The sequence below is a fragment of the Photobacterium sp. OFAV2-7 genome, assembly GCF_022347985.1.
GTDB lineage: Bacteria > Pseudomonadota > Gammaproteobacteria > Enterobacterales > Vibrionaceae > Photobacterium.
The window spans coordinates 1-5,135 of record NZ_JAKRFQ010000337.1; the positions used below are offsets into that span (position 1 = coordinate 1).

Genomic DNA, 5,135 nt, shown 5'->3' on the forward strand with positions numbered 1-5,135 from the left:
GGGCAGCGGGTTCTGGATATAAACCATGACCTTTTGGAACCGTATGTTGGTGATCCAAAGCAGGGCTGGTTGCATAGAAAAGGGGCAACTCCTGCTGATAAAGGGTTAGTCATGATCCCCGGTTCACGAGGTGATAACAGCTATCTTGTGAAACTGCAAAAGCCCCTTGAGACCAAGGCATAGCCGGAAAAAATAGGTTTATCGTTAGTACTCACGTTGATTAATGGTGTTGGTCAATTGCCTCAAAAAGGCCGTGCCTCAAAGATCATACACGACCTTTTGTACAGAGGATTAATCTGCTTTTCGAGTTACTCTTATATGGGCAATATCTGCAGCGTTCACAGGGCCATCAATTCCACCCGAGTAGATATAGGTGCTGTTTGACTCTAGGTAGCTCATATTGAAATAATCTTTAATTTCAATGCGGTAATTACTTCCAGGAGTTAAATCAACGCTAATTGGTGTTGAATAACGTAACCCCTTATCTTCACCGACATGTCCCATTTGGATTATGCCTGTCCCGATTATCTGGTCAGATCCGTCAAGGACAGAGAGACGTTTCACACCATTTGTTATCCCCGTATTTAACTGACCTTGGTTATTGCTGTACAAGGCACTAAACAGGTACTCGCCAGCTTGTGCGACGTTAAAGCTGGTTTCACTAGTCATTGTCGAACTTTGCTCAGTAACACTTACCACGCTCACACCAGTTTTGATCTCGGTTTTGTCACCCGCCAGTGCAATCTTGATTTCTTCACCAATACAGGCAGGCTGGCTCGGATTCGAACGATACCCTTGTTCGTTGACTGTCTCAGCTAAGTAGCACGCGTACCCTTGTGGACTATCGGTCGTCACCGCCTGAGAAATCAAGTTCTGAATCATGCTATTGTTGCGATACAGGTTATAATTCATGCCGTTTGCATCGACCTCCACAGTGACCGTATCTCCTTCCTTGGTGATTTTCACGTTCGGCTCATCCGGAGAGAACACTTTGCTGCTGTCTGTATCGTAAGGTTGTACACCCTGGATAACGGTGAGGCTGTTGTCACCCGCGACACGCTGACCTAAGGTTGCGGTAATTACATTATCTGTATTGATAACTGAAGCCACTTCAAAGTAACCAGTCATATCTTGATCAACCTCGGGTAGATTGATCACGATTGTGTATACTTGGCCTTTATATTGAAAATTTTCCAGTTTGATCTGATTGGAGTTTTTAAACAGCTCGTTTCGCATCCAGCCAGTGATAAACGGCTTAACTTGTAAGCTACTGTCTGAGGTATCCACACCAAACACATTTTCTACGACCATGTTGATGTAACTGCCTACCGACCACAGCTGACGCTGAGAGTTAATTACAGGCCCGTCAAGCTTGCTGTCTTTACCAAAATCGCTGTGGATGATAAATGACTGTCCGGATAACCATTCCAGGTTTTCCATATTCGAGAGATTAATAGCAGTCCCACGGATTAGTGATTGCACAGCATTATTGGCTGCAGCAGTATTTTTTGCTACCTGCGCAGCACGCAAACTATATCCTGTCACAAAAGGCCAGATCGCACGGTTGTGATAGACAGCGATATCAGGTTGCTGTGGGAAATAAACAGGCACTCCAAATTGGCTGTGAGGGTAATTTGCCATGATCTGACGAGCTTGTTCATCACTGGCGATACCACTGGTGATTGCCAAGGCTTCACCGAGCATATCGTATTTATCAACTGCAACATCGCCTTGATTATCAAATAAATAACTAACGTACATCTTACGCGAGCTATCCCAGAACTTGGTGTTGATCGCTTGTTTAAGCTGGTCGGCCCAGAGGGTGTATTTGGCACCGTTGGTTGAGTCAAACTGCTCGCCCAGCTTGGCAGCTAAACGTAACGCGCGGTAATGCACGATATTGGTCGACAATGCTTTGCTGTTACCAATAGCATTGACATCATTCGGAGTCCAAGTTGAATAAGTCTGCTCACGCCAGTCAAGGAAAGACTGTTCTCCTTGGTATAAGCCACTTTTGTTATCAAAAGCTGCAACCCGATCGGCTTCGAGTGTGTTGTGTAACGCGTTGTAAGCTCTTTCTGCAAAAGCATTATACTCTTCGCCAGACAATGCTGATAACAAACGCTCAGCGCCCAGAGCCCAAGAGGTTCGGTCAGTACTGATAGGCCAGCTACCACCTGTACCGGTATCTTGAATGATCTGTTCGCCGTCAAGCACTTTAGGTGTGCCATCACGAAACTCAGACAACTTGTAGATTAAGCCGTTCTTCACTCGAACCGGATTAATTAGCGCTAAGGATAGATCTGCGGCATAGGCCAGGTCTCGCGTCCAGACATAGTGCCACTTAGCACCAGTTTCAAAAACTTCGGCCTTGATAGGTTGGTTGTTATTGTAGTTACCATCACGGATCTCAGAAACAGAAAGTTGATCCAGTTCTTTTAGTGTGAGAGCAAATAAGGCATCGAACTCCACATCCTCCGATACAACCCGAGGTGCTGTTGCTTGCTCTGTCACATACAAGCCTTGATCCAGTGCATCTCGTAATTCAGATGTGGTCGAGATACCGAACACACGCTGCGCACTATTTGGGTCTTTTACAGAGAACGTCACATGCTCTTCTTTCCCGTCATAAGTGGTAAACGTTTTTACCACTTTCTTTTGGTGGCCTTGGTGCACCATATCAGGATCGATGATGGCATCTTGGTAGTATTTTTCCGCTTCTTGTTGAGTGGCTTTGCTTACCCTCATCGTTGCACTTCGTGCATCAACGAAACTGACTCGAAACTTGTAGTAACCGGTTTCCGCAAAAGTGATCTGCGAGTTACAATCACTGTCCATGCAGTCGTCATTAGTTTCAGGTTTCGGGAAGTAACTCTGATTCTTGTCAAGCTCTACCGGAACTTGGTAGTTGGTGTACTCAATTTGCCAATTCGGATCGGCAATCTTAAATTGATTGGTTCCACGTCCCACACGAAGTACAGTTTCGTATTCATTACTACCGAGTGATACTAACTTGGCATGAGGCGCAGTGCCCCAGTCACCATTTAAACCGCGTAAATAAAGCTTTGCACTGATGATCGGCTTATCGTCCGCAACAGTGGCCTCATTCACTGTTTCCTGTGTTTTTGATGTCGACCCCGAATCTGAAATACAGCCAGTTAGCCCCATAGCGGCGGCGACCGAAAGCACAATTAAACATGGTTTCATCATCTCTTTCCTTGGTTATCATTTTGCGCCAGTTTATTAACCGCATAAGCCTGAGAAAAATAGATATCCACCTAAGCCCTATAGATGAGAACTATAATGATGAGGAAAAGAGTGACACCTATCAAATATCACTGTTCCTTTGGAATAAATTAAATTTACTGATCTGTGAATCCATCACTGAAACATGCAAAATAATGATTTTCTGAACACAAGCACAGATAGTATGGATAAATCACTACAGCAATTTCTTCTCGTTGCTCGGCTGAAAAGCATCAGTGCCGCGGCTAAGGTGTCGAAACTGAGTCAACCGACTATCTCTAGCAACATTAAGCGCCTCGAGAAAGAGTTGGGGGTAACCCTATTTGAACGCCGTGCTGAAGGGATGCTTCTGACAGAATACGGCCATATCCTGTTTAAACATTCTGATGCCATGCAACACGAGCATCATCAGATGATGACCAGAATCACTGAGCGTAAACAGCGCCGAGCTGGTAAAATTCGCCTGGGAACGGGGGATGCTTGGTGGACCCTATTTGTAAAACAGGCATTGAGAGAACACCGTCGTTGCTTACCTTCAAGCTCGATCCATGTTGAATTTGGTAACCACCTCAGCCTGATGGACTCGCTCATCAATGAACAGATCGAGCTTTTTATAGGCCATGAAATTGGGGGACTATCATCAAAATGCAATGTCACTTTTATTCCGCTGTTTAAAACCAGCGACGCCATTTTTGTCTCCCCGCATCATCCGTTGCTAAGCCAAACAGCAACTGAAGCTATGTTGCATGACTATCCATTGATTGCTGTCACCTACGACTCTGAGAAATACGCTCACTTGCTCGATAGCCCTGAACCCAAACTCAACGAGCGTAAAAAGCAGCGCCTTGATGAGCGCACCACCTATGAATTGGACTCGTTGCTTGCCAGCATTGATATGGTCTTAGAAAGCAACGCCATTATGCCTTATCCGAGTCATCTCACCGATTATCTCTGTAGCTTTGGCCTAAAAACACTTGATACTGAGCAGGTTTACCCGAGAGGCGTGGTGGGGATCTACCTTCATAAGCGAGAAACCTCCAAGCCACACCTTGCCCTGATCAGCCACATTCAGGAATTAGCCGCCAAGCTTTAAAATGATAATTCGCTGACGATTAACAGCAATTAACTGATATCGTCGCTGTACCGTACATATTATGGATGTTCAGCGGCATTTTCCTGACCTGAAATATGTTGAGACTCTAGTAATACTTCCTATCGAGCTTTTTTATCCATATATCAATCGATTATGAGTGTAATTGACTCATGCTTTGAGATTTTTTTGTCTTGGGTAACGGTTACCGTAGCCCCATGCGTTTCTTGCCTCAAGATACCAATAAGTTTGGCTACAATAGAAATGTCGCTGTTGTAGAAAGCGCTTGTGAGTGTTTACGGCGTGAGTTTAATCGAGGTCTGGGGCGAACGCGGGTAGGGGGCTGACAGTGAATCATAGTAACGCTCCAAGAGCCCTTACTTCGATGCAAGACATAAGGGAGATAAAGAGATGACTGACAAATCCCACTTTACAACTGAGAACGTACATCATACTCCGATTATTGGAGATCCGGCTAATGAAGATATCGCGAGAGCGATAGGTGATGAGGGGTATAGAAAAGAGCTTTGCGAGCAATATGGCCCAGAAAAAATTGACCAGTTAATCAATCATATGATTAGTACTATGGATTAGTTTGAGCTCTAATATACCGTGACTCTGGTAACAAGAGAGTTATCTAATCACTGGAGGTCACGGTAATTTCTTTCCCATAATCTTCTGAGATTTCTACTTACTATTTCGTCAGAATGTATAAGCGGCACCTATACTAAATTTCCACCCTAAGTCATTTTGAACCAACGGGCTATCACTGTCATGATGCTCAAATTCTAGTTTGGAG

4 protein-coding genes and 1 pseudogene are annotated in these 5,135 nt (G+C 44.7%); 3 read left to right on the plus strand and 2 right to left on the minus strand.

Going from position 1 to position 5,135, the window contains the following annotated elements; genetic code table 11:
- Positions 1–183 (plus strand): RtcB family protein (locus MHN01_RS16135; protein WP_239412279.1); only part of this gene is annotated, 183 nt, incomplete at its 5' end.
- Positions 184–291: 108 nt separating this feature from the next.
- Here the strand turns inward: MHN01_RS16135 and MHN01_RS16140 are convergent.
- Entirely contained in the window at positions 292–3,207 is a 2,916-nt protein-coding gene (locus MHN01_RS16140; RefSeq protein ID WP_239412282.1) for an amylo-alpha-1,6-glucosidase, read from the minus strand.
- Between the two features lie 223 nt (positions 3,208–3,430).
- On the opposite strand from MHN01_RS16140, the gene MHN01_RS16145 reads away from it, so the two are divergent.
- On the plus strand, positions 3,431–4,339 hold the full coding sequence (locus tag MHN01_RS16145; protein WP_239412280.1) for a LysR family transcriptional regulator: 909 nt from the start codon (positions 3,431–3,433) through the stop codon (positions 4,337–4,339).
- 408 nt (positions 4,340–4,747) lie between these two features.
- Positions 4,748–4,930, plus strand: coding sequence for a hypothetical protein (locus tag MHN01_RS16150; protein WP_239412281.1), 183 nt, complete (start codon positions 4,748–4,750; stop codon positions 4,928–4,930).
- Positions 4,931–5,038: 108 nt separating this feature from the next.
- On the opposite strand, the pseudogene MHN01_RS16155 reads toward MHN01_RS16150, so the two are convergent.
- A pseudogene (locus tag MHN01_RS16155) lies at positions 5,039–5,135 on the minus strand (MipA/OmpV family protein); the annotation flags it as partial.